The organism is Dietzia sp. Alg238-R159 (genome assembly GCF_900537145.1).
GTDB classification, from domain to species: Bacteria; Actinomycetota; Actinomycetes; order Mycobacteriales; family Mycobacteriaceae; genus Dietzia; species Dietzia kunjamensis.
On sequence record NZ_UNRI01000002.1, the window covers coordinates 649069 to 676028 of the forward strand.

Annotated in this window: 25 protein-coding genes; 12 read left to right on the plus strand and 13 right to left on the minus strand. The window is 71.2% G+C overall.

The window, feature by feature from the left end; translation table 11 throughout:
* Position 1: 1 nt before the first annotated feature.
* Positions 2 to 1690: an AMP-binding protein gene (locus G6R20_RS07795; protein WP_163375989.1), complete on the minus strand. Its 1689-nt coding sequence runs from the start codon at positions 1688 to 1690 to the stop codon at positions 2 to 4.
* A 118-nt stretch (positions 1691 to 1808) separates the two neighbouring features.
* Here G6R20_RS07795 and G6R20_RS07800 point away from each other — a divergent pair, with 118 nt between their 5' ends.
* Complete coding sequence (locus tag G6R20_RS07800; RefSeq protein WP_163375990.1) at positions 1809 to 2444, plus strand: TetR/AcrR family transcriptional regulator; 636 nt, start codon at positions 1809 to 1811, stop codon at positions 2442 to 2444.
* A gap of 61 nt (positions 2445 to 2505) precedes the next feature.
* On the opposite strand, the gene G6R20_RS07805 is transcribed toward G6R20_RS07800, so the two are convergent.
* Together G6R20_RS07805 and glyA are read right to left on the minus strand one after the other, a co-directional pair.
* Positions 2506 to 3222: a LysR family transcriptional regulator substrate-binding protein gene (locus tag G6R20_RS07805; RefSeq protein WP_163375991.1), complete on the minus strand. Its 717-nt coding sequence runs from the start codon at positions 3220 to 3222 to the stop codon at positions 2506 to 2508.
* A 31-nt stretch (positions 3223 to 3253) separates the two neighbouring features.
* Complete coding sequence (gene glyA / locus G6R20_RS07810) at positions 3254 to 4558, minus strand: serine hydroxymethyltransferase (protein WP_163375992.1); 1305 nt, start codon at positions 4556 to 4558, stop codon at positions 3254 to 3256.
* Positions 4559 to 4691: 133 nt separating this feature from the next.
* On the opposite strand from glyA, the gene coaA reads away from it, so the two are divergent.
* Entirely contained in the window at positions 4692 to 5624 is a 933-nt protein-coding gene (gene coaA, locus G6R20_RS07815; protein WP_069388860.1) for a type I pantothenate kinase, read from the plus strand.
* On the opposite strand, the gene G6R20_RS07820 is transcribed toward coaA, so the two are convergent.
* A complete protein-coding gene (locus G6R20_RS07820; protein ID WP_163375993.1) occupies positions 5621 to 6736 on the minus strand; it encodes a tocopherol cyclase family protein in 1116 nt (371 codons plus the stop codon). The two genes, coaA and G6R20_RS07820, sit on opposite strands and share 4 nt — an antisense overlap.
* Positions 6737 to 6773: 37 nt before the next feature.
* Here G6R20_RS07820 and G6R20_RS07825 point away from each other — a divergent pair, with 37 nt between their 5' ends.
* The gene (locus tag G6R20_RS07825; protein ID WP_163375994.1) at positions 6774 to 7262 is read left to right on the plus strand and encodes a PH domain-containing protein; all 489 of its coding nucleotides are present in this window, start codon (positions 6774 to 6776) and stop codon (positions 7260 to 7262) included.
* Complete coding sequence (locus G6R20_RS07830) at positions 7259 to 8890, plus strand: PH domain-containing protein (protein WP_163375995.1); 1632 nt, start codon at positions 7259 to 7261, stop codon at positions 8888 to 8890. The genes G6R20_RS07825 and G6R20_RS07830 overlap by 4 nt, the downstream gene beginning before the upstream one ends.
* Positions 8891 to 8964: 74 nt before the next feature.
* Here G6R20_RS07830 and G6R20_RS07835 read toward each other — a convergent pair whose 3' ends face one another.
* From G6R20_RS07835 to G6R20_RS07845, 3 genes are all read right to left on the minus strand, one after another.
* Positions 8965 to 9657, minus strand: a complete 693-nt coding sequence (locus G6R20_RS07835; RefSeq protein WP_163375996.1) for an MOSC domain-containing protein — start codon at positions 9655 to 9657, stop codon at positions 8965 to 8967.
* Complete coding sequence (locus G6R20_RS07840) at positions 9657 to 10424, minus strand: isoprenyl transferase (protein ID WP_163375997.1); 768 nt, start codon at positions 10422 to 10424, stop codon at positions 9657 to 9659. Before G6R20_RS07840 ends, G6R20_RS07835 begins: the two co-directional genes overlap by 1 nt.
* Positions 10425 to 10549: 125 nt before the next feature.
* Entirely contained in the window at positions 10550 to 11623 is a 1074-nt protein-coding gene (locus tag G6R20_RS07845) for a 3-deoxy-7-phosphoheptulonate synthase (protein ID WP_163375998.1), read from the minus strand.
* 561 nt (positions 11624 to 12184) lie between these two features.
* On the opposite strand from G6R20_RS07845, the gene G6R20_RS07850 reads away from it, so the two are divergent.
* Together G6R20_RS07850 and G6R20_RS07855 are read left to right on the plus strand one after the other, a co-directional pair.
* Positions 12185 to 13435 (plus strand): LLM class flavin-dependent oxidoreductase, encoded by a 1251-nt coding sequence (locus G6R20_RS07850; protein ID WP_069389404.1) that lies wholly within the window; start codon positions 12185 to 12187, stop codon positions 13433 to 13435.
* Positions 13432 to 14133, plus strand: a complete 702-nt coding sequence (locus tag G6R20_RS07855; RefSeq protein WP_163375999.1) for a CE1759 family FMN reductase — start codon at positions 13432 to 13434, stop codon at positions 14131 to 14133. The genes G6R20_RS07850 and G6R20_RS07855 overlap by 4 nt, the downstream gene beginning before the upstream one ends.
* Positions 14134 to 14316: 183 nt before the next feature.
* Here G6R20_RS07855 and G6R20_RS07860 read toward each other — a convergent pair whose 3' ends face one another.
* Together G6R20_RS07860 and mca are read right to left on the minus strand one after the other, a co-directional pair.
* Positions 14317 to 14643 (minus strand): hypothetical protein, encoded by a 327-nt coding sequence (locus G6R20_RS07860; RefSeq protein ID WP_205475759.1) that lies wholly within the window; start codon positions 14641 to 14643, stop codon positions 14317 to 14319.
* Positions 14640 to 15563, minus strand: coding sequence for a mycothiol conjugate amidase Mca (gene mca / locus G6R20_RS07865; RefSeq protein ID WP_096905165.1), 924 nt, complete (start codon positions 15561 to 15563; stop codon positions 14640 to 14642). The genes G6R20_RS07860 and mca overlap by 4 nt, the downstream gene beginning before the upstream one ends.
* 137 nt (positions 15564 to 15700) lie before the next feature.
* On the opposite strand from mca, the gene G6R20_RS07870 reads away from it, so the two are divergent.
* The 6 genes from G6R20_RS07870 to G6R20_RS07895 all read left to right on the plus strand — a co-directional run bounded on the left by G6R20_RS07870 (position 15701) and on the right by G6R20_RS07895 (position 23054).
* Complete coding sequence (locus tag G6R20_RS07870) at positions 15701 to 16159, plus strand: DUF4307 domain-containing protein (RefSeq protein ID WP_163376000.1); 459 nt, start codon at positions 15701 to 15703, stop codon at positions 16157 to 16159.
* Positions 16160 to 16306: 147 nt separating this feature from the next.
* Entirely contained in the window at positions 16307 to 16804 is a 498-nt protein-coding gene (greA, locus tag G6R20_RS07875) for a transcription elongation factor GreA (protein WP_067715687.1), read from the plus strand.
* Between the two features lie 94 nt (positions 16805 to 16898).
* Positions 16899 to 19139, plus strand: a complete 2241-nt coding sequence (locus tag G6R20_RS07880; protein ID WP_163376001.1) for an AAA family ATPase — start codon at positions 16899 to 16901, stop codon at positions 19137 to 19139.
* Positions 19136 to 20563, plus strand: a complete 1428-nt coding sequence (locus G6R20_RS07885; protein ID WP_240341320.1) for an McrC family protein — start codon at positions 19136 to 19138, stop codon at positions 20561 to 20563. Before G6R20_RS07880 ends, G6R20_RS07885 begins: the two co-directional genes overlap by 4 nt.
* On the plus strand, positions 20560 to 21711 hold the full coding sequence (locus tag G6R20_RS07890) for an SGNH/GDSL hydrolase family protein (protein WP_163376002.1): 1152 nt from the start codon (positions 20560 to 20562) through the stop codon (positions 21709 to 21711). The genes G6R20_RS07885 and G6R20_RS07890 overlap by 4 nt, the downstream gene beginning before the upstream one ends.
* 122 nt (positions 21712 to 21833) lie before the next feature.
* A complete protein-coding gene (locus G6R20_RS07895; RefSeq protein ID WP_163376003.1) occupies positions 21834 to 23054 on the plus strand; it encodes an acetyl-CoA C-acetyltransferase in 1221 nt (406 codons plus the stop codon).
* Positions 23055 to 23346: 292 nt separating this feature from the next.
* Here the strand turns inward: G6R20_RS07895 and G6R20_RS07900 are convergent, their stop codons facing one another.
* From G6R20_RS07900 to G6R20_RS07915, 4 genes are all read right to left on the minus strand, one after another.
* Positions 23347 to 24210 (minus strand): Bax inhibitor-1/YccA family protein, encoded by an 864-nt coding sequence (locus G6R20_RS07900; RefSeq protein WP_067715698.1) that lies wholly within the window; start codon positions 24208 to 24210, stop codon positions 23347 to 23349.
* 223 nt (positions 24211 to 24433) lie between these two features.
* Positions 24434 to 25258, minus strand: coding sequence for an excalibur calcium-binding domain-containing protein (locus G6R20_RS07905; protein WP_205475761.1), 825 nt, complete (start codon positions 25256 to 25258; stop codon positions 24434 to 24436).
* A 140-nt stretch (positions 25259 to 25398) separates the two neighbouring features.
* Entirely contained in the window at positions 25399 to 26232 is an 834-nt protein-coding gene (locus G6R20_RS07910; RefSeq protein ID WP_163376004.1) for a hypothetical protein, read from the minus strand.
* Complete coding sequence (locus tag G6R20_RS07915; RefSeq protein ID WP_069390093.1) at positions 26229 to 26960, minus strand: ABC transporter ATP-binding protein; 732 nt, start codon at positions 26958 to 26960, stop codon at positions 26229 to 26231. The genes G6R20_RS07910 and G6R20_RS07915 overlap by 4 nt, the downstream gene beginning before the upstream one ends.

The following is a 26960-nucleotide window of genomic DNA, read 5'->3' on the forward strand; positions in this document are numbered from 1 at the left end:
GTCAGTTCCCTTCGGTGGGAGTGGAGGAGTGGGAGGGGGTGTGTTCGTCGCGGAGTTCGCGACGGCGGATCTTTCCGGTCTGGGTTTTGGGGAGCTCGCCGACGACGTGGACCTCGCCCGGCCGCTTGTAGGCGGCGAGCCGATCCGAGGCGAACGCGATCAGCTCGTCCTCGGTCGCCGTCCGCCCGGCCTTGAGCGAGACGAACGCGACGACCTTCTCGCCGCGGTACTCGTCCGGCAGTCCCACGACGGCGGCCTCGAACACCGCGTCGTGCTCGTACAGGGCGTCCTCGACCTCCCGCGGCCAGACCTTGTAACCGGAGGCGTTGATCTGGTCCTTGAGGCGGTCCACGAGGTACACCCAGCCGTCGGCGTCCATGACAGCGACATCGCCGGTGTGCAGCCGGCCGCCGGGCATGGTCGAGGCCGTAGCGGCCTCGTTGCGCCAGTAGCCGGACACGATCTGCGGTCCCGACAGGACGAGCTCGCCCTGTTCGCCCGGGGCGACCGGCTGGTCGTCGACGCCGACGACCTCGGCGCCGATCCCCGGCAGCGGCACGCCGATGGACAGGGTGCCGCTGGTCTCGTCGACCGGCGCCCGCGACCCGGGCGGCACCGCGATGACCCCGGAGGTCGTCTCGGTCATGCCGTATCCGTTGTGGATGTAGTGGCCGAACCGCTCCGCGAAGCGCTCGACCGTCGACGGCGGGATGGGCGCGCCCCCGCTGTAGAGGGTCTTGACCGACGCGAAGTGCTCCGGTCCCGCCTCGTCGAGGCGCATGAGCGCGTTGTAGGCGGTGATGGATCCGATGGTGAAGGTGACCCCGTGTTCGCGGAACGCGTCGAGCATGACGCCGGGCCGGAAACGTCCGGCGAAGACGAGGGTGGAGTCGGTGATCAGCGCGACGGTGGCGTTGATGACGGCGCCGGTGATGTGGAACAGCGGGGCGATCGCCAGCACCACGTCGCCCGGGACGAGATCCACGAAGTCGGCGAAGCTCCGCGCGACCGCGATGACGTTGGCATGCGAGTTCATCGCCCCCTTGGGCGGCCCGGTGGTTCCCGAGGTGTAGGTGAGAAGCGCGAGGTCGTCGGGGGTGACCTCCGCCGGCTCCGGGGTGCGTCCCTCGAACTCGCGGATCAGGGAGATCAGGTCGCCGTCCGGCGAGGGCTCGACCTGCTGGTCGTCGCCGAACGCGCGGGGGTCGTTCCGGGTCTGCAGGTCGCGCTCGCTCGTACTGACGACCCATGCGACGTCCGTACCGCTCACGGCGTCGCGGATCGCCGTGGCGTCCCGGTCGGTGGCGATGATCCCCACGGCACCGGAGTCCTCCACGGGCAGCCTGAGTTCCCGGCCGAAGTACATCGGGTTGAGCACCACGGCGGCGGCGCCGATCTTCCACAGCGCCAGCATCGCCAGCGCGTACTGCGGGATGTTCTGCAGGTGGATGCCGACGCGGTCACCCGGCGCCACCCCCCGGACCTGCAGTGCGGTGGCGAGCGCATCCGCCATCGCGTCGACCTCGCGGGCCGACAGCGTGGTGTCGAAGTAGGCGACGGCCGCCCTGTCCGGCGAGGAGTCGACTCGCTCACGCCAGGCGTCCACTAGCGTCGACTGCCGCGTCACGAGGCTCTCGTCGAGGCCCGGTGGGTACAACGTGCGCCACGGCCGTGGGTCTTCCTGGCTCATCCTCGCTCCTCTCGTTCACGATTGTTGTGCGGTTCACCGACCGATCGATCGCTCGGTGTGCCATAGTGTTACCCACACCACAACTGGTGTCAAGCGAAGGGTGGCTAGTGTTGTGACGATGAGTGAGGAGACCGCGACGTTGGAGGCCGCGACGTTGGCGCAGTGGCGCGAGTTCGGCACCGACGAACTCTCCCCTCCGCTCCGCGCGGCCCTGGTGGTCTTCGCAAGGCACGGGTATCACGGTGCCTCGATCCGGTCGATCGCCGAGGCCGCCGGGTTGTCCGTCCCGGGCCTCTATCATCACTACCGATCGAAGCAGGCCATCCTCGCAGCGGTCGTCGACCAGGCCATGGCGGAAATGCTCACGCATACGCAGGCCGCGGCCGACGACGCCGGCGACCGCACCGTCACCAGGTTCGAGAACATCGTGGAGTGCCTCGCCCGCTTCCACATGGCACGGCGCGACCACGCGTTCGTGGCGTCCACCGAGATGCGCAGCATGGACCCGGACGTGCGCGCACGCCACATCGCGCAGCGCGATGCGCAGCAGAAGATGCTCGAGGACGCCATCCGCGCCGGTGTCGACTCCGGGGAGTTCTCCTGCGCCCACCCCGAGGACGCGGCCCGCGCCATCGCCTCACTGTGTGTGTCGATCGCGTCCTGGTACCGGCCAGACGGGCCGCTGTCGGCCGACGACGTCGTCGCCCGCCACCTCGAGTTCGCCCGCGGGATGGTCGGCGCGGCACGCGGCTGAGGTCGACGGCGCCGCACGCGGCTGGGATCGACGGCGCCGCACGCGGCTGAGACCCACCCGGTCAGCGTCTGCGCTGCCCCCGACCCACCGGCTTCGGCGCACGTTCGGCGCGGGCCTTCGCCTTGGCGGCGGCCTTCTCCTTCGCGGTCCGTTTCTCGCGCGGGGGCTCGCCCGCTCCGCGCGAGGTGCCCGCCCTGCGACCCCGCACGATCCCCACGAACTCGTCGATCAACTCGTCGCTCTCCCGCTCAGGTGACCAGGCGATGCCCATCCGGGTCGCGGGGACCCCGTCGACGGGCCGCGCCACCACGTCGCGCCGACTCAGCGACCGCGCGTACGGCGCCGGCAGAACGAGCAGCCCCACGCCGGCGGCGACGAGGTCCACCGCGGCGGACACCTCGTCGGGCGTCGCCGTGATCGGATCCACCGGCTCGACCCACCGCTCCCCCTCGAGGTCGGCGATCCCCAGCGAGTCGAAGGCGGCGAGCTCGTGGTCCTTCTCGGCGAGCACGGCCATCATCTCGGTGTACAGCGGGACCCGGAGCAGTCCGGCCGGCGCCGAGCGCGGCGCGTCGTCGGGTTCACGGAGGAAGATCACGTCGAAGCCGTCGTCGCCGGCGGAGTCCGCGAGCTCCGCCCACGGGTCACCGGTGCGTCGGGCCGAGATCGGCACGCGTGGATTGCGCTCGCGCCACCGCGCGAGCCACTTGTCCGGCTGGACACCGGGGACGTAGCCAACCCGTAGACGGGGGCCGTTGCCCGTGTTCTCGTCGGTCATCGGCCCCCGCCTGTCGTTTTCTCGACCCGCCTCAGCCCAGGATCTTCCAGTCCTCGAGACCCTCGTACAGCGGCTTCGACGCGGCCAGCGCGGACACGCGTTCACGCAGGGCGGTGACGTCGGCGCCCGTCCCCGCGGCCAGCGCGGTGCCGATGATGTCCGCGACCTCGCGGAAGTCCTCGGCTTCGAACCCGCGGGTGGCCAGGGCGGGCGTGCCGATCCGCAGGCCGGAGGTCACCATCGGCGGACGCGGGTCGAACGGCACCGCGTTGCGGTTCACCGTGATCCCGACCTCGTGGAGGAGGTCCTCCGCCTGCTGGCCGTCGAGCTCGGAGTCACGCAGGTCCACCAGGACGAGGTGCACGTCCGTGCCGCCGGTGAGGACGGAGACGCCGGCGTCCCGGCAATCCTGGGCGGTGAGCCGCTCGGCGAGGATCTGGGCACCCTCGATCGTGCGCTGCTGACGCTCGCGGAACTGCTCCGTCCCGGCGATCTTCATGGCGGTGGCCTTGGCGGCGATCGCGTGCATGAGCGGGCCGCCCTGCTGGCCCGGGAACACCGACGAGTTGAGCCTCTTGAACAGCTCGAGGTCGTTGGTGAGGATCATGCCGGAGCGCGGCCCGCCGAGCGTCTTGTGGACGGTCGTGGAGACGACGTCGGCGTGCGGGACGGGGCTCGGGTGCAGGCCGGCGGCGACCAGGCCGGCAAAGTGGGCCATGTCCACCCACAGCTTGGCGCCGACCTCGTCGGCGATCTCGCGGAACTTCGCGAAATCCAGGGTCCGCGGGTAGGCCGACCAGCCGGCGATGATGACATCCGGCTTCTCCGCCAGCGCCATCTCGCGGACGGTGTCCATGTTGACCTGCATGGTCTCCGGATCCACCTCGTAGGCGGCGACCTCGTAGAGCTGGCCGGAGAAGTTGAGCTTCATGCCGTGCGTGAGATGCCCGCCGTGGGCGAGCGATAGGCCCATGATCTTGGACCCCGGCTTCGCGAGCGCCATGAGCACCGCGGCATTGGCCTGGGCACCGGCGTGCGGCTGGACGTTCGCGTACTTGGCGCCGAAGACCTCCTTCGCGCGGTCACGAGCCAGGTTCTCCACCACGTCCACGTGCTCGCAGCCGCCGTAGTAACGGCGACCCGGGTACCCCTCGGCGTACTTGTTCGTGAGCACGGAGCCCTGCGCCTGCAGGACCGAACGCGGCACGAAGTTCTCCGACGCGATCATCTCGAGCGTGTCTCGCTGTCGGGCGAGCTCGCCGGCCATCGCCTCGGCGACCTCCGGATCGAGCTCGGTCAGGGAGGCGGTGAACACGTCGGTGTTCGGGTCGGTCATCGTTGCTCCTCGCACGTGGGCTTTGCACTTCGTACGAATCGTGTGGGGCCACGGCTCGTCTCGTCGTCGTCAGTCTAGTGCCACGCCACCCTGACACCCCCTCCCCCGTGGCCACCTGCCACAATCGGGAACCGTGAGCAGACAAGCCGGCGACTACACGCCGTACGTCGAGTTCGACCGTCGGAGCTGGCGGCGCCTGCGGCGTGCGATGCCCATGGTGCTCACCGAACAGGACCTCGAGGGCCTCCGGGGCCTGGGCGAACACCTCGACCTCGACGAGATCGCGGAGATCTACCTGCCGCTGAGCCGGCTCATCCACCTGCAGGTATCCGCCAGACAGCGGTTGTTCCAGTCGACCAATCTGTTCCTCGGCGAGACCGTGGACGCCCCCATGCCGTTCGTGATCGGCGTGGCCGGATCGGTGGCGGTCGGCAAGTCCACCTCCGCCCGTGTGCTGCGCGCGCTGCTCACCCGCTGGGACTCCCACCCCCGGGTGGACCTCATCACCACCGACGGCTTCCTTCACCCCAACCGCGAACTCCAGCGGCGCGGACTGATGCACCGCAAGGGCTACCCCGAGTCGTACGACCGGCGCGCGCTGCTGCGGTTCGTCACCGAGGTCAAATCCGGAGCCCCGGTCGTGCGCGCGCCGGTGTACTCACACACCAAGTACGACATCGTGCCCGGCGAGTTCATCGAGGTCCGCCGACCCGACATCCTCATCGTGGAGGGCCTCAACGTCCTGCAGACGGGTCCGCGCCTCATGGTCTCGGACCTGTTCGACTTCTCGCTCTACGTCGATGCGCGGATCGAGGACATCGAGCAGTGGTACGTCGAGCGCTTCCTCGAACTGCGGAGCACGTCGTTCTCCAACCCCAACTCGCACTTCGCGCACTACGCCGACCTGTCCGACAAGGCGGCCCGGCTCGCCGCCCGCGAGATCTGGACGTCGATCAACCGGCCGAACCTGGTGGAGAACATCCTGCCCACCCGGCCGCGCGCGACGCTGGTGCTCCGTAAGAACTCGGACCACTCCATCCAGCGGCTGCGCCTGCGCAAGATCTAGAGCGGCGGCGTGCCCGTCTCCCCCTCTGGGACGCCACGCCGCCGCAGCTCGGCCTCGGCGCGGTCGAGCCCGCCGTGTTCGAGCGCGGCCAGGGCGCTGCGGTCCGACCACACCAGTCGGCCGTGCCGGCGCACCTCCACCTCGAGCTCGCCCGCGAGGTGTTCGATCGACCCGGCGGAGTTCCGCTTCTCCGACGGCAGCGGGACCGGCAGCACGTGCGCGCGGTCCAGGGGCGAACGCCCGCTGATCCGGACCTGCCAGCCGTAACCGCGGCCCTCGAACTCCCACCGCTCGTCGGTCACCTCGGCGCGGACCGGCGAGACGACCGGGTTGCCCAGCCGGATGACCTTCCCGCCGGGCAGTCGCACGACAACTGCGGTCACCTCGGTGCGCAGCGGCCCGGAGTGGATCTGCCCGCCGGCGAACGCCACGCACGTGTTCGGCTCGGAGAACGCCTGCGCCTGGCCCCACCACCACGAGTCGGGGAAGCCCTCGGCGCCCCAGTTCTTCTCGCCGTACACCTCGGCGCCGTCGAACTCCCAGTGCTCACCGTCGAGTTCGGCCCACCCAGAAGCGCGGCCGCCGAGCAGCCAGGGGTGCCAGTACTGGTTGAGGGCGGGGACGGACTGGAAGATGCTCGAACCGCCGACGGCGTGGTGCGGCCACTGCACCGGGTCGGTGATGTTCACGTGCAGGCGAGCGCCCTCCCCCATGTCCACGCGGACCCCGTCGGGTCGGTACTCGAACAGTTCGCCGGAGCGGGCGCCGATCCGGTCCGGGTCGGCCCAGCCGTCGGGCGCGGCCATGAGGCGCAGGGTGGACGACAACGAGGACGACGAGGAGAAAGACGACGACAACGAAGAGCCCCCGTCTCCGTCCCGGCGCGATCCACCGGCCTCGATCGGGATCGGCGCCTCATCGGAGGCGAGCCCGAGCGTCGCCCAGTGCCCGTCGGGTCCCCGGTTGACCCCGATGAGGGCGATCACGACGCGCCCGCGCTCCCGGTCGGTGACGCGGAGGAAGTACCCCTCCATGGCCACGTCGTGTGCGCGGAGCGGATCGCCGAAGGGCAGGTCTGCGCCGGTCGCCCGGTATCGCCGGAGGAGTCCCATGGGGTTCAGCGTCCCATAATCGGCTTAGGGTGGAGCCGTGAATGCGACTCAACTCGGCCTCCGTCCGCCTCGGGAACGGGTCGATCCCCGGTGCCGGCGGTGGTGGACGGCGCAGGTCGCCCTGTGGATGGTCGGGCCGCTGCTCGTGCTGGCGGCATCGACGCTGATCGTGGGCCCGTGGATGCTCCTCGCCACCGCCGGGTGGGCGTTGCTGACAGCAGCGGCGCTGGTAGTGGTGCCCCGGGTGCGGTGGGCGATCCACCGCTGGGAGGCCACCGACACCGCCGTCTACAGCCGTAGTGGACTGTTCTGGGAGGAGTGGCGGGCGGCTCCCCTGTCGCGCGTCCAGACCGTCGACAAGACCCGCGGCCCGCTCCAACGACAGTTCGGCCTCGCCACCGTCGTGGTCACCACCGCCTCGTCGAAGGGCGCGGTGCGCATCAGCGCCCTCGACGCCACGCAGGCCGAGGAGATGGCCGACCGCCTCACCCTCCTCGCCGAGGACGATCAGCGGGACGCCACATGACCGGCCCGGCCGATCCGGGCGGCCCGCACCACCCCTCCGACCTCGCCGGTCCGGACGGCCCCGCGGGCGCGGACCACTCGGCCGGCGCGGGCCATGACGACTGGCTGCCGCTGGACCGTCGGACGATCACCTCCACGACCGTGGTGGTCGCCGCGGCACTCGTCGCCGCGGCGGTGCCGACGGCGATCGGCATGCTGGTGGGCGGCCTGGCCATCGGCTGGGTACTCCTCTGGACGGTGGGCGGGGTGGTAGTCGGAACCGTCGCCACCGCGATCGCCGAGTCCGCCCGCCTGACGGTGACCCGCTACCGCGTAGACACCCACCGGATCGAGCGCCGGGTCCGCTTCCTGTCGAGCACCACGTCGTCACTGTCGACGCACCGGGTCCGCAACGTGGAGATCACCGCCGACGTCGTCCAGCGTCGCCTCGGTATCGCCACCCTCAAGCTGGCCAGCGGTGAGACAGACGGGTCGAGGATGACGTTGGCCGCCCTCGACCGCGCCGAGGCCGAAATCCTGCGCCGCCGCCTGCTGGCCGACCGCGCCGACGCGGACACGCACGAACTCGCCCGCCTCGATCCCCGGTGGGTCCGCTACGCCCCGGCCAGCCTCATGACGCCGGTGTTCGGCCTGGTGGGCTTCGGCATCGTGCTCCAGGTGGCCGACTGGTTCAACGCGGTGCCGGCGGTGCTGGAGTGGGTCTGGGACCGCGTCGGCGGGCTGCCGTTGCCCGTCCTCGCCATCGGCGTGGTGGCCCTGACCCTGGCCATCGGGACAGTCGCCGCCACGGTGCTGTTCGTGGAGAACTGGTGGGGCATGCGCCTCGAGCGTCACCGCGACGGGTCGCTCGAACTTCGCCGAGGCCTGGTCGTGGGCCGGCACGCGACATTCGACGGCCGACGCGTCCGTGGCATCACGCTGCACGAGCCGCCGGGGTTCCGCGCGCTCGGGGCCGCCCGGCTGGACGTGATCGCCACCGGCGTGGGTATCGGCAACGACGAGAACGGCAAGCCCAAGCAGAGCCCTGCGCTGGTCCCGGCCTCGCCGCGCGACGTGGCGGCTGGCGTGGCGGCGGAGATGCTCGGGACACCGGTGCCGGGTACGGCGGCGGGCACGGCAGCCGTGAGGACGGAGGCCGCGAAGACGGCGGCGGCGGGCACACCGGGGCCGGACGCGCTGCGCTCCCATCCGCCTGTGGCGCGACGACGACGAGCCGTCCGCGCGGTGGCCGCCACCCTCGCCCTCGCCGGGATCGCCCTCGTACCCGCGCTCGTGTGGCCGTGGCTGTGGTGGGTTCCCGTCACCGTGGCGGCGGTCGGTGGGACGGTCGCCGCGTGGGCCGCGGTCGACAACTACCGCGGACTCGGCCACGCGGTGGGCGGCACGGTGGTCACGGTCCGTAAGGGTTCGCTCCTGAGACGGACCGATGTCCTGTACCGCGACGGGATCCTCGGCTGGAACGTGCGGCGCACCCCGTTCCAGCGCCGGGCCGGGCTGGTGACGCTGGTGGCGACTTCGGCCGGCGGCGGCGGTGCGTTCCGACTGCCGGACGTCGCCGAGGCCGAGGCGCACGAGGTGTGGTCGACCGCCGGCGACGTGTGGGACCACCTGGCCGAGCCCCGCGACTGAGCGACTCTGCAGCTGAGCGACTCTGCAGCTGGGCAACTCCGCGGCCGAGCCACCCCGCGCGGGCGCAGGCCCGGTCAGTCGGCGTCCACGGGCCTGTCGTCGGTCGCCGGATCCAGCTTCCGGACCAGACTGGGCGCCAGGTCGGACAGCGCGTACTCGTCGAGGAGCCGCCGGGCCTCGTCGTCGTCGACCCCTGCGAAGACCCGCCCGATCGTGACCCCGTGCGTGGGCACGGCGACCACCCGGATCTCGTCCCCGGCCTCGACGGGGCCCGCGGCGAGGACCCGCGCGTACGCGCCCGGGCGCCCGCCCTCGGTGAAGCGCCGCACCCAGCGCGGCTTGCCCACGTGGTGGCCGAAGGTCTGACACGGGATCCGCGGCGTCGTGACCTCCATGCGCAGGCGGCCCACCTCCAGCACGGTGCCGATCTGCAACTGCGAGGTGTCGACCCCGGCCACGCGAAGGTTCTCGCCGAAGTACCCGGGCGGGATCGGGCCGCCGAACTCGGGCTCCCACTGCTCGACGTCGGAGTCCGAGAGCAGGTAGACGGCCTTCCACACCCCGCCGTGGTGCTGGCGATCTGCCTGGACGTCGCCGTGGAGGCCGTACTCGCGCACCTGGACGGGCCCGTCGACGGGCCGCTTGTCGATCGCGGTGACGCCGACCCGGCCGGGCACCTCGAGCAGCTGGTCCACCACGCACACGGCGCGGACGGTGAACACCTCGCCCACGGTGATCGGCCCGCGCTCCGCCTCCGCGCCGACCATCACTGACCGAACCGACGGTTGCGGGCTCCGTACTCGCGCATCGCCCGGAGGAAGTCGACCCGCCGGAACGCCGGCCAGTACGCCTCGGTGAACCAGATTTCCGAATACGCGCTCTGCCACAGCAGGAAGCCCGAGAGCCGCTGCTCGCCGGAGGTGCGGATCACGAGGTCCGGGTCGGGCTGGCCCGAGGTGTAGAGGTGCTCGCCGATGCCGTCGACGGTGATCGCGTCGACCAGCTCCTGCCCGCTGCAGCCCTTGTCGATCAGCTCCCGGACCAGCTCGCGGGCGGCGTCGGCGATCTCCTGTCGGCCGCCGTACCCCACCGCGACGTTGACCTTGACGCCCGGCCGGCCCCTGCTCACCTGCTCGGCGTGGCGCAGTCGCTCGGCGAGCCAGTCCGGCAGTACCTCGAGACGTCCGACGATCCGGACCTCCCAGTTCTTCCCCGGGCCGGTGATCTCGTCCACCACGTCCGCGATGATCTGCAGCAGTTCTCCGAGTTCCTCGGCACCGCGACCGAGGTTCTCCGTGCTGAGCAGGTAGATGGTGGCCACGTCCACACCGAGGTCGTCACACCACCCCAGCATCTCGGCGATCTTGACCGCGCCCGCCCGGTGACCGTGCGCGACGTCGGTGAACCCCGCCTCGCGTGCCCACCGGCGGTTCCCGTCCGCCATCACGGCGATGTGCCTCGGCAGCCTCGACTCGTCCAACGAGGCGCGGAGGCGCGCTTCGTACAGCGAGTACAGGGGGAAGGAGACGGCCACGCGGAAAGGGTACCGCGCGCCGTCGCCCGCCCAGTGGTGCCCCTCGGGCCGCCGACCCCGGGCCGACAGGGGCGCGGGGCCGACGGCGAGGGCCGCGGCGGGGCCGGCGGCGAGGGTGGCGGCGGTCAGCCTCGTCGGCCCCGGCGGACGGCCGCGGCGAGCGCGCGCAGGCTGTCGGCGGTGGTGTCCCAGCCGATGCACGCGTCCGTCACGGACCGGCCGTACACCAGCTCGTCGGCCTCGACGGACTGGGCGCCGGGCTCGAGGAAGCTCTCGATCATCAGTCCGGAGATGCCCTGCTCCCCCGCGCCGATCCGCTCGGCCAGCTCGGCCACGACCTCGGCCTGACGCTCGTGCGACTTGCCCGAGTTGGCGTGGCTCGCGTCCACCATCACCAGACCGGGCAGGCCGACCTTGCCGACCGCCGCGACGGCCGACGCGACGGACTCGGCGTCGTGGTTGGGTCCACCGGTCCCGCCGCGGAGGATGACGTGGCAGTCGGCGTTGCCGGCGGTCTCCACGACGGAGGCCCGGCCGTCGGCGTCGGTGCCGAAGAACACGTGCCGCGCCGCCGACGACCGGCAGCCGTCGACCGCGACCTGGACCTCGCCGTCGGTCCCGTTCTTGAAGCCCACCGGCATCGACAGGCCGGACACCAGCTGACGATGTACCTGGCTCTCCGTGGTGCGGGCGCCGATCGCGCCCCACGAGACGGCGTCGGCGATGTACTGCGGGCTGGTCGGCTCGAGGAACTCGGTCCCCACGGGTAGCCCCAGGTCGAGCACGTCGAGCAGCAGGGTGCGGGCGGTGCGCAGGCCGCGCGGGATGTCGTAGCTCCCGTCGAGCGCGGGGTCGTTGATGAGGCCTTTCCACCCGACGGTGGTGCGCGGCTTCTCGAAGTACACACGCATGACGATCAGCAGGTCCTCGGCCGTCTCGGCGGCGAGCGCGGCGAGTCGCGCCGCGTAGTCGAGAGCCGCCTCGGTGTCGTGGACCGAACACGGGCCGACCACCACGAGGAGGCGGTCGTCGCGCCCGGCGAGCACGTCGGCGACCTCGGCGCGACTGCGCTCGACCAGCGCCTCGCGGGCCTCGCCCAGCGGGAGCTCGCCGAGGATCTCGGTCGGCGTCGGCAGCGGGGAGTAGGACAGGACTCGCCTGTCGGCGGTCTGGGTGGGGTTCTCGGCGGTGACGGTCACGGCTGTGCACTCCTGGCGATGTGGTCGTGGCGGGCCGGGTGCCGTGATCTCTTCGGTGCCCTGTGTCTCGCGCACCCGGATCCGCCGTCTGGAAAGGCGGAAGGCGGCGACCATGGTGGTCACCGCCTCTAGGCTCCGGGTGTCGAGACGTCCGTCTAGCGGACGCGTGCGCTCGCGGCGCGGGCTCCACCCGGAGCCCACATAAAGCGCCAATAAGCGCGAGCGTTCGACATGCCGGACACGATAGCAGACGGACCCGGGCCGGCCGGAATCGCCTCGCAGCCCTACCCCGACAGCCGCTCCCGCGCCTGGCGTGTCGCCCGCGGGGCTGGCGTGTCGCTCCCGCGCCTGCTCGACCAGGACGCGGCCGCGTCCCGCCATGGCGTCTGGCGTGCACCGCTGCGCAGGCCAGACGCCGTCGCGAGGGGCGGCTGCGGAACCGTCCACACCGGAGCAGGCCGGACGGCACCCGCCATGTGAGGGGGAATACCGCCCCACACCCTTTTGTTTGACATGTCAGCAAGTTAAGATGGGGACACCAACAGACGAGAGGCCACCATCATGCAGTTCGGAATCTTCAGCATCGCCGACATCACCCCGGACCCCACCACCGGGCGGATACCCACCGAGCACGAGCGGCTGGAGGCCGTCGTCGAGTACGCCACGCTGGCCGAGCAGGTGGGCCTCGACGTCTTCGCGCTGGGTGAACACCACAACCCGCCGTTCGTGACGTCCTCCCCCACCACGACGCTGGGCTACATCGCGGGCAGGACCTCCGAGATCATCCTGTCGACGGCCACCACCCTGATCACCACCAACGACCCGGTGAAGATCGCCGAGGACTACGCCATGCTGCAGCACCTGTCCGGCGGCCGGGTCGACCTGACGATGGGCCGCGGCAACACCGGCCCGGTCTACCCGTGGTTCGGTCAGGACATCCGGCAGGGGCTGCCGATCGCGATCGAGAACTACGAACTGCTCCACCGCCTGTGGCACGAGGACGTCGTGGACTGGGAGGGTAAGTTCCGCACGGCCCTCCAACAGTTCACCTCGACCCCGCGCCCGCTGGACGGCGTCGCGCCCTTCGTGTGGCACGGCTCGATCCGCTCGCCGCAGATCGCCGAGCAGGCCGCGTTCTACGGCGACGGCTTCTTCCACAACAACATTTTCTGGCCGATCCACCACACCAAGCAGATGGTCGAGCTGTACCGCCGCCGCTACGAGCACTACGGTCACGGCTCGGCGGACCAGGCGATCGTCGGCCTGGGCGGGCAGTTCTTCGCCCGCGCCAACAGCCAGGACGCGGTCAACGAGTTCCGCCCCTACTTCGACAACGCCCCGGTCTACGGCCACGGCCCGTCACTGGAGGACTTCACCGCCCAGACCCCGCTGACCGTCGGCTCCCCGCAGCAGATCATCGACCGATACATGACGATGCGCGAGCACGTGGGCGACTACCAGCGTCAGCTGTTCCTCATCGACCACGCCGGCCTGCCCCGCAAGACCGTGCTGGAGCAGATCGAGATCCTGGGCACCGAGATCGTGCCGACCCTGCGGCGGGAACTCGACGCATTGCGCCCGGCCCACGTCCCGGACGGGCCCACCCACGCCGGGCGGGTCGCCGCCCGCGACGCCGACCTGGCCACCGCCGGCGACCCCGCCTACTCCGACGCGTACCGCTTCGGCACCGGCGACAACTGGACGGGACTCACCGCCGAGGGCGGTCAGCTCGCCCAGGAGCAGTCGCTGGCCCGCGCCCGCCTCAACCAGGCCCGCCTCGCCGAGGCGCCGGCCGGGAAGGACTCCAAGTGACCGACCCCCACAACAGCCACTCCGCCGGGCGGCCGCTCAACCTCGTCGTCGTCGCCGCCGGAACCTCGGTGCCCTCCAGCACCCGGATGCTCGCCGACCAGCTCACCGCCGCGACCCGCGACGCGCTCGCGCGGCACGGCCAGAGGGTCGACGTGACGGTTCTCGAGGCCCGCGAACTGGCGCACGAGGTCGTCGACGCCACCTTCACCAGGTTCCCCGGGGAGAAACTGGCCGCGGCGATCGACGAGATCGGCCGGGCGGACGGGCTGATCGCGGTGTCGCCCATCTACAACCAGTCGTTCTCGGGCCTGTTCAAGTCGCTGTTCGACGTCATCGAACCCGGCACGATCGCCGGCGTGCCGGTGGCGTTGGGCGCGACCGGCGGAACCGCGCGGCACTCGCTGGCGGTCGACTACGCCCTGCGGCCGATGTTCGCCTACCTCAAGGCCGACATCGTGCCCACGACCGTGTTCGCGGCGGCCGAGGACTTCGGCGCCGTGGCCACCGACGGCGACGAGGACTCGCTGCGCGCCCGTACCGCGCGAGTGGGGACCGAACTGTCGGACTACATGCTGCGGTTCGCCGGGGTCACCGCCGGCGCGGTGGCGCCGACGCGCGCGGACTCCGGCCGGGGACGGAAGACCGACGACGACGAGTTCAACGACTTCGTTCCGATGGGCGACCTCTTGGGCCGCTGAACCGGCGGGCGGGTTCGCCCTCACCACGGTCCGCCCTTCGGAGGTCGATCCGCCCGCGGGACCCGCAACGCGGATCGACATCCGAGGGGCGGACCGTGTGCTGGATTCGGGGCGGGCTCAGCCGGGGGGCGGGCTCAGCGGAGGTCGGGCTCAGCCGGGGGGCGGGCTCAGCGGGGGTCGGGCTCAGCGGGGGTCGGGCTGCCCGTCGGTCGACTCCAGGGGCGGGACGGCGCCACGGTCGGTGCCCTCGTCCGCGAGCTGATCCGGCTCGGGATGCTCGGAGTCGAAGCTCTCCGGCAGGTTCTTGATGTGCTTGTTCATGTTGCGGATGAGCAGCACGGTGGCGATGAGCAACAGCAGGATCACCGGGATACCGATCGGCGATGCCTTGCCGAACTCCGGTCCCACCGGGTTGTCGTTGTACCCGGGCGTACCGGGCGACTGGTTCTGCGCGAGGACCATCGCCGACTGGTACGCCAGGATCTGGACGTCCGGTCCCAGGGTGATCATCGTGGGTCCTCACTCGTGCTCGGGCCGACGGGGAGAGCGACGTACGGGTCGACTCCCTCGAACAGGTCTGTCTCGTATTCTCCCTCACCGAGCTCGGGAAAGCCCACCCGGCTGGCGGCGAGCTCGAACTCCTCGGTGGGCCACACCCGCTGCTGCATCTCCACGGGTGCGGCGAAGAACCAGCCGTTGGGGTCGATCTGGGTGGCGTGGGCCAGCAGTGCCGAGTTGCGCTGCTCGAAGTAGTCAGCGCACTCGACCCGCGTGGTGACCCGCTCCATGATGTCGGGGCGGTCCCCCCAGCGCGACAGGAACTCCTCGAAGTGGCGCACACCGTCGCGGGCGAACAGCTCGTCGTCCAGCAGCTGGAGGCGGCTCTTGGGGAACCCGTGGGTGTAGTAGACCTTGGCGATCGCCCACGGCTCACCGGCGTCCGGATACCGGGCGGGGTCGGCGGCGGCCTCGTACGCGGCCATCGACGCCGAGTGCACCTTCAGGTGATCCGGATGGGGATACCCACCGTTCTCGTCGTAGGTGATCATCACGTGGGGACGGAACTCCCGGATCCTGCGGACCAGGGACTCGGTGACCTCGTCGTCGTCGGCCAGGGCGAAACATCCCTCCGGCAGGGGTGGCGTGGGGTCACCCTCCGGCAACCCCGAGTCCACATATCCCAGCCAGTGGTGGTCGACCCCCAGGATGTCGGCCGCGCGCGCCATCTCACGCACCCGGACGCCCGTCAGGTCCGCGACGATGTCGGGGCGGTCCATCGCGGGGTTGAGGATGTCGCCCCGCTCGCCCCCGGTGCACGTCTCCACCAGCACGTGGACACCCTCGGCGACGTACCTGGCCATGGTTGCCGACCCCTTTGACGACTCGTCGTCGGGGTGGGCGTGGACCGCCATCAGCCGCAGACCGGCCATCGGGAGCACCTGCCGTTCTTCTCACGTGAGTGGATGACCGCACCATTCTATGGGCGTCGGCCCAGGCGCCGCCCCCGGCGGGGCCCGCCGGCGACCCCCGGCCGTCCCCGCCAGCGTGCCCCGATACCCTGGCTCCCATGAGTGAGCCGAGGTCGGACGCCCCGTCGCAGCCCCCCGTGGGCCCGCCCGCGGACCGGTACGCGACCGCCGACCGCGGCTCGAACCTGACCGGCAAGGTCGTCGCCGTCATCCTGGCGCTGCTCGTGGGCGGGTTGGTGGTCGCCGGCGTCTACACGACGTGGCGACTCAACCAGACGCCGGACATCACCGGTGAGGCGATCGGGGTGGAGGTCGTCGACGAGACCCGGGTCGACCTGACGTTCACCGTGACGCGCGAGGAGCCCGGCACGCCCGCCTACTGCATCATCCGGGCCCAGGAGGAGTCGAAGGGCGAACTCGGCCGACGCGAGGTGTACGTCCCACCGTCGGAGAACACCACGATCCAGATCGACGCGTCCATCTTCACCACCGCCCGCGCGTTCGCCGCGGACGTCTACGGCTGTGGTGACGACGTCCCCGACTACCTGCGCAGGTAGAGCCGCAGACGGCGCGGCCGTCAGGGCCGCGCGTATCGGCCGGCGGGCCACGGCGCCTGTGTTAGAATCGGCGCTTCAGCACGGCTCCCTTTTTCGCGGGGCCGTGTTTTTCTTACATCACGCACGCGAACAGATTGGAGTGCGCTCATGGCGAACGACACCCAGGTCCACTGGTTGACCCAGGAATCGTACGACCGCCTCATGGCCGAGAAGGAGGCGCTGATCGCCAACCGTCCGGTCATCGCCGCCGAGATCAACGAGCGGCGCGAGGAGGGCGACCTCAAGGAGAACGCCGGCTACCACGCCGCGCGTGAGCAGCAGGGCCAGGAGGAGGCCCGCATCCGGACCATCGACGACCTGCTGGCCAACGCCCAGGTCGGCGAGACGCCCACCGAGTCCGGTGTCGCGCTCATCGGCTCCGTCGTCCGCGCCTACTACAACGGCAACGAGGACACCAAGGAGACCTTCCTCATCGGTACCCGCGGCGAGGGCTCCGGCAAGGACGACCTCGAGATCTACTCCCCCGAGTCCCCGCTCGGCAAGGCCGTCCTCGGCGCCAAGAACGGGGAGAGCCGCGAGTACACCGCCCCCAACGGCAAGAAGGTCGCCGTCACCATCGTGACCGCGGAGCCGTACCACAGCTGACCGGCTGAAGACGGGGACCGGTGGTACGTTCTTCACGAATGTCGGGTCGCCTCCAGGCGGGCCCGAATCCGCCCCGGCGTAGCAGGAGTTCCACGTGTCAGACGGTTCCCAGGACAGGCCCCACGGCCCGGCCCCGACTATCGAAGCGGCGGCCGGGCGGGTCCTGGGACCGGCACTGCGGACCGGTCAGTCCCCCTTCGAGGACGACCTCTACACGTGGACGCCCGAGGTGGCCGAGGAGCTGGCCCGCCGTCTGGACTCCGACCCCGAGGAAGGGGCCGCCGGCGCGGCGCCCGGGTCGACACGCTCCCCCGTGATGCAGGCGCTGCACGACCAGCTCGAGGGCGCACCACGGCCCGTGGTCCTGCTCGCCGCCGAGCTGCTCTTCATCCAACAGCTCCCCCTGTCCACGGTCACGGCCCGCCTCAAGCGCGGCCGCGTCCGCGACGTGCTCTCCTGGATCGAGGACGCGCCCGCGATCCCCGCCGATCTCGACGAGGTCCTCAGCGAGAAGGGCCCGCTCACCGGGGGCCTGGGTTTCAACGTGCAGATGCGCGAGCACCTGCGCTGGCTGTGCTCGTTCGTCATCCACTGGGCGGAGCTCGACGCGTCCGTCCGGGACGCCGCGCTGTCGGACCCGTGGGAGTTCCAGCGCGCGGCCCGCTCCACCCCCGGTGACTGGCGGGCCATCCGCTACAGCCTCCAGTACCTCGTGTGGCCCGGCTACTTCCAGCCGATCGTCAAGCACGAACACAAGACCCGCATCCGCGACGCGTTCGCCGACCTCATCGGCGGCCCGTCTGGCATCGACGAGCTGGACATCGACCAGGACCTGCACCGCATCTCCGAGGTGCTCTCCGCGCAGCTCGGCCAGCCCGTCGACTGGTACCGCGGCTCCGTGGCCAACCAGTGGCAGCGCCACCGCGACGACCACTCCCGGCGCGCCTGGCTCGTGCGGCCCGGCCGCGGCGGCGTCGGCCAGGCCGGCCAGTGGGTCGCCCAGAACCGCATCGCGCTGCCCGCCTCGCACCTGCCGCGGATCCCCGCGCACGCCAGCCGGCTCGAGGTGTCCCAGGCCGTCGAGCAGGGTTATCCGCACCTGGACTACCAGGCCCGGTTCCAGCTCACGGCCGAACTGCACACCTTCCTGTCCCGGATGAACCCGCAGGACGTGGTGACCACGGTCGCCGACGCCAAACTGCATCTGGGCACCCTCACCGACGACCTCGGCTACGTCGACGACGGCGGACAGCAACTCGAGCGCTCGGTGCTGTGGAGCACCGTCACCCTCGACCTGGAGACCCTGCCCAGTCCCCTGTCCGAGCTGATCGGCGAGCCCGGCACGGTCGTCGACCTCACCGACGGGCTGGACGCGATGCTCTCGGCGATGCACCCCGGGCGCCACTCCGCGGAGTCGCAGGTCGCCGAGGCGCCCGCGGCCGGGGCGGTGCCGACCCTGCCCGAGGTCACCGATGAGCTGGCCGACGGCCTGCACATGCCCCGCGAGGAGTTGCAGGAGATCGTCGACACCCTGCAGCAGCGTCAGCAGATCGTGTTCTACGGCCCGCCCGGCACCGGCAAGACCTACCTCGCCCAGGAACTGGCCCGCTTCCTCGCCGGCCCCGACGACCCCAGCCGGGTCCAGCTGGTGCAGTTCCACCCCAGCTACGCTTACGAGGATTTCTTCGAGGGCTACCGACCCACGCTCACCGAGTCCGGGCAGCCCGGCTTCGCTCTCCAGGCCGGGCCGCTGCGGCGCCAGGCCGCGCGGGCGACCTCGGAGTCGGGCCGCGAGCACCCGAGCTTCCTCATCATCGACGAGATGAACCGCGCCGACCTGGCCCGCGTGTTCGGCGAGATGTACTTCCTGCTGGAGTACCGGGACCGGACCGTGCTGCCGCAGTACTCCCCCGACACCTCGTTCCGGCTGCCGCGCAACCTGTTCATCATCGGGACCATGAACACCGCCGACCGGTCGATCGCGATGGTCGACGCCGCCATCCGCCGACGCTTCGCGTTCATGGAACTGCACCCCGACACCCCGCCGGTGGCCGGCGTGCTCCGACGCCACCTCGAGGCGCGCGGCGTGACGACCGAGCCCGCGGAGCTGCTCGAGGCGCTCAACTCCGAGATCGACGACTCCGACCGCGACCTGCGGATCGGGCCGTCGTACTTCATGAAGGACCGGGCCACCGAGCCGGGCGGTCTCGAGGCGATCTGGCGCTTCGACCTGCTCCCGCTGCTCGAGGAGCACTACTACGGGCGGCTCACCCGCGCCGAGGTGCACGAGCGGTTCGGCCTCGCGGCGTTGCGCCGCAAGATCGGGCGGGCGTGACCGTGACTCCGACGCGCGCCGGCGCGCCGGCGTCGGCACAGTCGCCGGCGTCGCCGGTGGCGCTCGAGTTCGACGAGTTCGACCGCCGCGGCCGACTGGTCAACCTGAGCTGGGAGGGTGCGCAGCACCTGTCGCAGACCGGCCTCGTGGAGGTGCTGCCCGCCGGCCGCGACACGTGGCGGCTCATCCCCTGCGGCGCGGTGGGCTCGGTCCGCGTCGAAGGTCTGTCGGTGCGGGTCATGCCCGCCGCCAGCCTCGGCCTGACGCAGTTGTTCTTCCTGCTCGACCACGCGGCCGACGACCCGTTCCTGTCCTCATCGGTGCAGGCCAGGGACGACGACGAGCTGTGGACCTCCGTCGCCGAGTCCATGGCCCGGTTGGCGCACCGGGCCCTGTCCGCCGGGCTGCTGCGCGGGTACCGCAGGGTGGACGAGGCGCTGACCACCGTGCGCGGCCGGATCCGACTGGGTGATCAGATCCGCCGCCACCCGGGCATGACCATCCCGCTCGAGGTCACCTACTCCGAGTTCACCCCGGACATCGCAGAGAACCGCATCCTGCGCACGGCCGCCCACCGCCTGCAGTTCCTGCCCGAGCTGCCCGATGCCACCCGCCGCCGGCTGGCGATGGTCGACGCCCGCCTGTCGGACGCCACGCTCATCGGCCAGGGCGCGCCCGTGCCGGCGTGGACGCCCAGCAGGCTCAACGCCCGCTACCAGGACGCGCTCGCGTTGGCGGACCGCATCGTGCGACGGATCTCGGTGGAGGTCGAGGACGGCCACGCCGCGTCCGCGGCCTTCGTCACCGAGATGCCGGCACTGTTCGAACGCTTCGTGGAGGCCGAGCTGACCGCCGCCCTCGACGGCCGGGGTGGTCGGCTGCTGCAGAACCCCGTCGTCAACCTGGATTCCGGTGCCGAGGCGGACGACGCGCCGTCGGGTCGTCACAGCGCGCCGTCCGACGACGGTGACCACATCTCCGTGCGCACGGGGTTGGTGTACGAGGTCGACGGCGAGCCCGTCACCACGTTCGTCCCGACCTATCCCACGGACCGCCGGGCCCGCGCCGCCGAGCACTACCGACTGTTGGCCGCCTGCACCGCGCTCGGGGTGGACCGCGCGTACCTGGTCTACCCGGCCCAGCGGCGCGACGATTCCCCCCAGCCCCGACGGATCGTCCACACCGACATCTCGATCGTGGAGTACCCGATCGACCTCTCCCGCGGGCCGGCCGAGAGCAGGAGGGCTATCGTCGAGTTGGCCCAGCACGCCCGTGAGCTGGCCGCTCCGTCCGCCGCACGCCACCGGACGGGCTCACGCCACGACGCCGGGTCCCACCACAGCGCCGGGTCCCACCACAACGCAGAGTTCGACCACAACCCAGAGTCCGACCACAACCCAGAGGGGAGACGACACGCCCGATGACCGACGCCGACGACGCCTCCCGACGCCTCTGGATGAGCCTCGGGCTGGCTGCCGTCGGCACGGTCGGGGCGTTCCGCGGCGCCCAGGAGGTGCTCACGCAGCAGGCCCGGATCGCGCGCCGGGTGATCCCCAAGCCGACGTCGCGGCCCTACTCCGGCGACGGGCTCTACCGGCCCGGGGCCCGGTCACCCGAGCCGTGGCGACCCGGAATGACGTGCGATGTGCACATGATGATCTTCGGCGACTCGCTCGCCGCCGGCCTCGGCGCCGACTCCCCTGACGAGTTGCCCGGCGTCCTGCTGGCGCGGGGTCTGGCCGAGGAGTCCGGCTGGGACGTGCGGCTGAGCATCAAGGCGATCGTCGGCGCCACGTCCAAGGGACTGCCCGGGCAGATCGAGGCGATGCAGATCGCGCACGGCGACCCCGACATCTCGGTGATCCTCGTCGGCGGCAACGACATCACCTCCCGCAACGCGATCGGTCCCTCGGCGCGGCGAGTGGGCGACGCGGTGCGGGCGCTCCGGGAGAACGGTTCGCACGTCGTCGTGGGCACCTGCCCCGACCTGAGCATCATCAAGCCGGTCCCCCAGCCGTTGCGATCGGTCATGTCCGGCCTGAGCCGACGCCTGGCCGGCGCGCAAGCCGTGCAGGCCCGCAGGGCCGGCGGCATCCCCGTCTCCCTGGCGGAGACGCTCGCGCCCGAGTTCCACCGTCGCGGCGAGAGCCTGTTCTCGCCCGACCGGTTCCATCCCAACTCGGCCGGATACGAACTCGCCGCCGGCCTGCTGCTGCCCGCCGTGTGCGTGGCGCTGGGCGTGTGGGAGGACGTGCCCGAGGAGCAGCTGCCGCACGATGCCGAGGAGGCCGCCGCCTCGCTTGAGGCCGCCGAGAGCGCCGCCGATCTCGCCGTCTCCGGCAGCTCCGGCGAGACTGCCGACACCGGCGCGACCGCCGGCACCGGTGCGCCCGCCGAGACTGCCGACACCGGCGCGCCCGTCGAGCACCGCGAGTCCGTGGTGGCCCGGCTGACCAAGCGCCTGACCGACTTCGTCCGCACTCACGAGGATGCGGACGACGGTGACCGGAGCACGTTCCTGCATAATGAGGACGTGGACGGTGACCCCGAGAGCACGGGCGAGGCCCGTTAGGCCGCGGACACCCTCCGACGCCGTAGCCGGATCCTGACACCGGCCCGCTCGACGCGGGACGACCCGGATCCCCAGGACTGACCCGACCACACCAGCACTCACCCGCAACGAAGGAGCTTTCCATGCCGGAAGCCGTGATCGTCTCGTACGCCCGTTCCCCCATCGGGCGCGCCAACAAGGGTTCCCTCGTGGGCATCCGCTCCGACGACCTCACTGCCCAGATGGTCAGGGCCGCGCTGGACAAGATCCCCGCGCTCGACCCCACCGAGATCGACGACCTCATGCTGGGCTGCGGCCTGCCGGGCGGCGAGCAGGGCTTCAACATGGGCCGTGTCGTCTCCGTGCTCGCCGGCCTGGACACCGTCCCGGGCACCACCGTGAACCGCTACTGCTCCTCCTCGCTGCAGACCACCCGTATGGCGCTGCACGCGATCAAGGCCGGCGAGGGTGACGTGTTCATCTCCGCCGGTGTGGAGACCGTCTCCAACTTCTCCAAGGGCACCGCCGACCACTGGCCGGACACACACAACCCGATCTTCGCCGACGCCGAGGCCCGCACCGCCACGCGCGCAGAGGGCGGCGCCGAGACCTGGACCGACCCGCGCGCCGAGGGCCTGCTGCCCGACGTGTACATCCCGATGGGCCAGACCGCCGAGAACGTGGCCCAGATGACCGGCATCACCCGCGAGGAGCAGGACCGCTGGGGCGTGCGCTCGCAGGAGCGCGCCGTGGCCGCCGTCGACCGTGGCCACTTCGCCAATGAGATCACCCCGGTGACGATGCCCGACGGCACCGTCGTCTCCGCCGACGACGGCCCGCGGCCCGGCACCACCTACGAGAAGATCTCGCAGCTCAAGCCGGTCTTCCGTCCCGACGGCACCATCGCGGCCGGCAACTGCTGCCCGCTCAACGACGGTGCTGCCGCCCTGGTGATCATGTCCGATACCAAGGCCAAGGAGCTGGGCCTGACCCCGCTCGCGCGCGTCGTCTCCACCGGCGTGTCCGGCCTGTCGCCCGAGATCATGGGCCTGGGCCCGATCGAGGCCGTCAAGAACGCCCTGCGGATCGCCGGCAAGTCGATCTCCGACATCGACCTGTTCGAGATCAACGAGGCGTTCGCCGTGCAGGTGCTCGGCTCGGCCCGCGAGCTCGGCATCGAGGAGGACAAGCTCAACATCAACGGCGGTGCCATCGCGCTCGGCCACCCCTTCGGTATGACGGGCGCCCGCATCACCGCGTCGCTGCTCAACAACCTGCAGGCCGAGGACAAGCAGTTCGGCGTCGAGACCATGTGTGTCGGCGGCGGCCAGGGCATGGCGATGGTGCTCGAGCGCCTCAGCTGATCCCATCCGGCGTGGCCTGAGCCCGCGCCACCCCGCGGCACTGCGAGCGCCCCGGGCACGCTTCTCTCGAGGAAGTGTGCCCGGGGCGCTCTCGCCGTTGGTCTTGCAGCCGGCTACCCCGGCGGCGCCCGCGGGGTGTACGAGGCGGGCCGGGCACGCCGGCCGCCGCCGGAACCCCATCGCCGCCACACCCGAAATGCCGACGACCCCGGCTCCCCTCGCGGGGGGCCGGGGCCGTGGGATTCGCCGGAACCTGACCTGATCAGTCAGGCAGCGCTACAGCGCGCGCCGGTCAGTCGCGGAAGTAGCTCATGAGGCGGAGGATCTCGACGTACAGCCACACCAGGGTGACCGTGAGGCCGAGCGCGACGCCCCACGCCATCTTGGACGGGGCACCGGCGCGCACGAGGCGGTCGGCGTTGTCGAAGTCCATCAGGAAGCTGAACGCGGCCAGGCCGATGGCCAGGAGGGAGAAGCCGATCGCGATCGGGCCGCCGTCGTAGAGCGGGTTGGTGCCGGTGAACAGGCTCAGCACGATGCTGCCCAGGGCCGCGAACAGCACGCCTACGATCGCGGCGGACATGAAGCGGGTGAACTTGGGCGTCACGCGCACGGCGCCGGTCTTGTAGACGAACAGCATGCCCACGAAGACGCCGATGGTGCCGAGGATCGCGGCACCCACCGCGCCGAGGACACCGCCGGTCCCCTGCAGGTCGATGGTGAACAGGTACGTCGCCGCGCCGACGAACAGCCCCTCGAGGGCGCCGTAGGTCAGGGTGACGGGCGCGGAGTCCATCTTGCGCGCGAAGGTGGCGATCAGAACGGTGATCAGGCCGCCGATGCCGCCGACCAGGATGAACGGGAACAGCAGCCCCGGGTTCATCGTGATCAGGTAGAAGGAGATCGTGCCGACGATGGCGAGCAGACCGAGGGTCGTGCCGGTCTTCGCGACCACATCATCGATCGTCATGGGCCGCGTGTCGGCGGCGAACTGCGGGTGCGCCTGCGGGGCACCGTAACCGGCCTGGGCACCGAAGCCCTGCTGGCCGTACTGGCCCTGCTGGAAGGCGCCACGGCCGGCACCACCGAGATGGGTGGCGCCGCGGGCACTGTCCGTGGACAGTGAACTGAAGACCGGGTTGCTACTGGTGCGCATCGAGGTCCCTTCGGAATTGTCGGGGAAGGTCGTTGGTCGAGAGTCCCCGCCGGGTCACCGACGAATCACTCGTACATAGTCAACGCGCGGGCTCACCTGTGTGTTCCCGGCGCCGATACCCATCTTGCCCGATCCGTTCGCCCGGCCCGGAACGACTCACGGGAACGACGACGACGACGAAGATTTCAGCGCCGAGCGATTCTGCGGTCCCCGACGCCGCGGATCATTCGCAGGCGACACCGTCGTCGTCGCGGTCCAGTTTCGAGGCGTACCCCGGCTGCCCGCGGTACAGCGGCGCGACGCCGGCGGCCCGGGCCGCCGAACAGTTGGCGTAGTACGCCGCCTGCGGGACCGGCTCGGCGACCGGGGCGGGCGCGTAGGTCTGCGGCGGGGCGTACGTCTGGACCGGGGCGGGCGCGTACGTGGGCTCGGGAGCCACCGGCTGCCGGGGCGCGGACTCCGACTCGACGGCGACGGGCGTGACCGGGGTCGCCGAGGCCGGTGAACTCGTGGGGGTCTGCGTCACGGTGGTCGTCGGCGCCGCGGCCCGGGCCGTGGTGGTGACGGTGCTGGTCGCGGCCACCGGGCTCGAGGCCGGGGTCGGCGTGGGCGCGGGGGTGGGCATCAGTGCCGCCCCGACGATGAACATGGCCACCGAGACGGAGCCGACCACCGGCCAGCGACGGGTGAACGGGCGCAGCGGGGTGTTCCAGGTCAGCGGGCTCAGCGCGTCCGGGGCGACGAAGCCGGACATCGACTGCGCGGCGAGAGCGGCCTGCCGGTCGAGTTGGAAGTCCTCCTCGGCGTGGGTGCGGTCCTCACGCTCGCAGAAGACCCACCACCCGCCCGCCACGGCCATGGCCAGACCGATGAGCGCCATCGCCACCGACTCGAGGACGCCGCTGCCGAGCGTTCCGAGCGCCCCCACCAGTATGATCCCGCCCATGACCAGGCCGGCCCAGGCGAGGACCGGCTTCCAGACGGGAGGCGTGAGGTAGGTGGGCTCGGTCAGGGTCGGACGGGCCATGGAGGGCAGGACGATCGGCATGCTCGCGGTCTTTCGAGGGAGGTGAGGTGCCCGCGGCGGCCAACGGACGACGCGCGGTGAGGATGTGAACACTACTCCACCGCGTGCCGCCCGCCAAAGAAACCCTTATCCAGACCGGGGTCGGCCCCGCGCAGGGTCCACTACCCCAGCGCCACCTTGTGGTTCCACGATCGCGCGGTGCGCCAGAGGCAGAACGCCGCCACCGCGACCAGGGAGACCACGAACCCGACCGGCATGACCTCGCTGGTCGTGTGCCCCGCGGCGAGCTCGCCGACAAGGTCGAACCGGACGAGGCCCAGGGTCTCGCCCTCTGCCTCCCCCACCCCGAACGGGATCACGAGCATGCCGAGCAGGGCAAGGACCTGGCTGGCGATGTAGACCGCGACGAACACCACCACGGGCCCGCCGGCACCGAGTCCGGCCAGTCGCCGCTCGTGCCCCACCGAGACGGCGAAGTAGTAGTACACCGGCCAGACGAGGAACCAGGCCAGCACCAGTGCCAACCCGGCGGCGATCATCCACCCCGGGGTCACGGCCGTGACCGTGGACCACGCCTCGGTCAGCGTCGACCACGACGGCGCGGAGCCCCCGGACCGCTGCGAGTTCGCCCACCACGCCAGCAGCGCCAGCACGAGGGTCAGGACGATCGCCGCCAGCGAGGCGAGCATCGTCCACGCCAGCTTGGCCCGGAAGATGCGGGCCCCGCGCACCGGGATCGAGTGCGTGAAGTACCCCGTCCGGCCGTAGCCGGAGCGCCAGTAGTCGGCGGCGAGGGCCAACTGGACGGCCGGGACCGCCACGACCGCTGCGAGCATGCCCGCGGCCAGCCCGAGCTCGGACAACAGCGGCCATCCCGAGGCACCGAGCAGGCTGCCCAGCACGCCGACCAGCGCGATCAACCCGAAGAGGGTCGCGAGCGGACCGCGCGTGCGCAGCCACTCGTGCTTGAGGAGTGTTGTCGTCGTCGCGGTCATCGGTAGGTCTCCCTGAAGATCTGGTCGAGGCTGGCGCCGCGGCTGCCGCGGAGGTCGTCGGCGTCGCCGGAGAGCAGGACGCGGCCGTGGCGCATCATGACGGCGGCGTCGAGGATCGGCTCGAGGTCGTGGACGAGGTGGGTGGTGATGAGCAGGAGCGAGTCCTCGGAGAGGTTGCGTACGATCCCGTCGAGGATCACCTGACGCGCGGCCGGGTCGACGCCCGAGATGGGCTCGTCGAGGAGGAACACGCGCGCGTCGCGGGACATGGCCAGTGCGATCTGGACCTTCTCGCGCATGCCCTTGGACATCTGCTTGAGCCGCGCGGACTCGCTCAGGCCGAAGAAGCCGATGAGGTCGCGCGCCTTCTCGGGCTGGAAATCGGCGAAGAAGTCCGTGTACAGCTCGAGGCAGTAGCTCACCCGCGCGGCGTCGGGGAGGAAGCTGGTATCGGGCAGGTAGGACACCAGTGCCTTGGACTCCGGACCGGGGACGTGACCGGCGATCCGCACGTCGCCGGAGTACCCGGCCAGGACGCCGGCGAGGATCTTGAGCAGCGTGGTCTTGCCGCAGCCGTTCTCGCCCAGCAGGCCCACGATCTGCCCCGGGGCCAGGGCCATGTCCAGGCCGTCGAGAGCGGTGGTGGCGCCGTACGTCATGCGGAGCCCGGTGGCCTCAACGAGTGTAGTGGCGGGGCTCGCGGTGGAGGCATGATCGGTGGCGCTCAT